2 protein-coding genes and 1 pseudogene are annotated in these 1645 nt (G+C 66.9%); all 3 read right to left on the bottom strand.

Annotation, left to right across the window (positions count from 1 at the left end):
* Positions 1 to 506 (bottom strand): NADH-quinone oxidoreductase subunit J (locus ACWELQ_RS45340; protein ID WP_452403134.1); only part of this gene is annotated, 506 nt, incomplete at its 3' end.
* A complete protein-coding gene (gene nuoI, locus ACWELQ_RS45345) occupies positions 503 to 1063 on the bottom strand; it encodes an NADH-quinone oxidoreductase subunit NuoI (protein ID WP_452403135.1) in 561 nt (186 codons plus the stop codon). The genes ACWELQ_RS45340 and nuoI, both read right to left, overlap by 4 nt.
* Positions 1064 to 1324: 261 nt before the next feature.
* Positions 1325 to 1642: pseudogene (locus ACWELQ_RS45350) on the bottom strand (complex I subunit 1/NuoH family protein); the annotation flags it as partial.
* Positions 1643 to 1645 lie beyond the last annotated feature (3 nt).

Genomic DNA, 1645 nt, shown 5'->3' on the forward strand with positions numbered 1-1645 from the left:
AACGCCCACACGTAGCGCACGAAGATGAGTTCGGCCAGCGCCCCGATGGTGTCGTTGCCGCCCAGGCCCGGCCCGGTCTCGGCGACGCTCTTGCCGCGGACGCCGCTCGCGATGCCGCCGATGAGCAGCATGCCGAATCCGATGCCCACCACGATGACCGCCAGCCGCTGCCCGCGCAGCGTCTCCCGCAGCGACTCCGCGGAGTCCACGCCGACGAGCATGAGCACGAACAGGAACAGCATCATGACCGCGCCGGTGTAGACGACGATCTGCACGATGCCCAGGAACAGCGCGCTCTGCGCGATGTAGAACGCCGAGAGCGTGATCATGGTGGCGGCCAGGCACAGTGCCGAGTGCACGGCCTTGCGCGCGCAGACCATGCCGAGCGCGCCGAGCACCGCCACCACGGCGAGGATCCAGAACTGGACGGCCTCGCCGGTGGAGGTGTGCGTGACGATCTGCTGCCCCTGCTGGGCAATGTTGTTGGTAGCCAACGGATCGATCATTTCTTGACCCCTTCGGCTCCGGCGAGTTCACAAGGCGCACCGGGGACTTCGCCGCGGTAGTAGGAGCCCTCGTCCGCGCCCGGGTACATGGCGTGCGGTGCCGCGACCATGCCGGGCTCCATCGGTGCGAGCAGATCCTGCTTCTCGTAGATGAGGTCGGCGCGGTTGTCGTCGGCGAGCTCGTACTCGTTGGTCATGGTCAGCGCCCGCGTCGGGCACGCCTCGATGCACAGGCCGCAGCCGATGCAGCGCAGGTAGTTGATCTGGTAGACGCGGCCGTACCGCTCACCGGGCGAGAAGCGTTCGTCCTCGGTGTTGTCCGCGCCTTCGACGAAGATGGCGTCGGCCGGGCAGGCCCACGCGCACAACTCGCAGCCGATGCACTTCTCGAGGCCGTCGGGGTGCCGGTTGAGCTGGTGCCGCCCGTGGTAGCGCGGCGCGGTCGGCGTCTTGACCTCGGGGTAGAGCTCGGTATTGGGCTTCTTGAACATGGTCGACGCGGTGACGTAGAAGCCGCCGAGCGGTTCCAGCAGACCGGGTTTCGGCGTGGCCGCCATCGGTTCGGCGGGCATCGGCGGGACCGGGAACTCCGAGTACGCCCGGGTGGAGTCGGGATCCGGCGACGCCTTGGAACGATCGTCGCCCGCGTGCCCTGCCCGGATCACCAAGCCCAGCATCACGACCGACACCACGATGCCGCCGATCACCATTCCGGCGGTCTGGATGTGGGTTCCGTTGTCCTGCAACACCTTCAATGTCGCCACGAACATGACCCAGGCCAGCGACACCGGGATGAGCAGCTTCCAGCCCAGGTTCATGAACTGGTCGTAGCGCAGTCGAGGCAGTGTGCCGCGCAGCCAGATGAACACGAACAGGAACGTCCACACCTTGGCGACGAACCAGATCATCGGCCACCAGCCGGTGTTCGCGCCCGCCCACAGGCTGATCGGGAACGGCGCGTGCCAGCCGCCGAAGAACAGCGTCGTGGCCAGCGCGGAAACCGTTGCCATGTTGATGTATTCGGCCATCATGAACATGGCGAACTTCAGCGACGAGTACTCGGTGTGGAAGCCGCCGACCAGCTCGCCCTCGGCCTCGGGGAGGTCGAAGGGCGCGCGGTTGGTCTCACCGACCATGGA

It is taken from the genome of Nocardia sp. NPDC004722 (genome assembly GCF_053601505.1).

Coding starts and splice junctions, on each gene's coding strand:
- nuoI (WP_452403135.1), bottom strand. CDS start 1,063: ATGGCGGCCACGCCGAAACCCGGTCTGCTGGAACCGCTCGGCGGCTTC.